This is a genomic window from Bacteroides muris (ex Fokt et al. 2023) (genome assembly GCF_024704895.1).
GTDB lineage: Bacteria > Bacteroidota > Bacteroidia > Bacteroidales > Bacteroidaceae > Bacteroides > Bacteroides muris.
Genome location: NZ_JAMZEE010000124.1, coordinates 1 through 503 on the forward strand (window position 1 = coordinate 1; position 503 = coordinate 503).

Below are 503 nucleotides of genomic sequence, written 5' to 3' on the forward strand. Positions count from 1 at the left end.
AGCGGCGTAGACAAAAGAAAAGATAACAGGACTATAAATTATAGAAAAAGGTTGTGCCAACGTTTTGACACAACCTCTTTACTTATTCATCAGTTCAATACAAGTTCTGAATTACTTCTTCTCACAAGGTTTGTCACACTTGGCACCATCACATGCAGTCTTAGGACATACTGCTGAATCAGCTCCCTGGCAACATGCCTTTTTTGCAGAGTCACATACTTGTTCTGTTTTTGCTGCACAGCAAGAATCTACCTCAGTTGCATTAGAATCTGCTGCCTTCTTATTACCACAAGATGTCACCACGAAAGAAAACGCTACCGCAACGGCAGCCAATAATAAAACTTTAATCTTCATACTTTCAATTTGCTTTAAACGTTGATATAAAATTAGTTCGACGCAAATATAGCAAAAGTTTATGAGATTGCCAAAAGCAAAAGCCCCCTCGTCATTTCTGACTCGGGGGCTTCCTCTAAAACGGCGACTACCTACTCTCCCACTGTTAC

Annotated in this window: 1 protein-coding gene; it reads right to left on the reverse strand. The window is 40.2% G+C overall.

The window, feature by feature from the left end; all coding sequences use genetic code 11:
• Nucleotides 1-111: 111 nt before the first annotated feature.
• Entirely contained in the window at nt 112-354 is a 243-nt protein-coding gene (locus M1B78_RS18540) for a hypothetical protein (protein WP_136010769.1), read from the reverse strand.
• Nucleotides 355-503 lie beyond the last annotated feature (149 nt).

Coding starts and splice junctions, on each gene's coding strand:
- M1B78_RS18540 (WP_136010769.1), bottom strand. CDS start 354: ATGAAGATTAAAGTTTTATTATTGGCTGCCGTTGCGGTAGCGTTTTCT.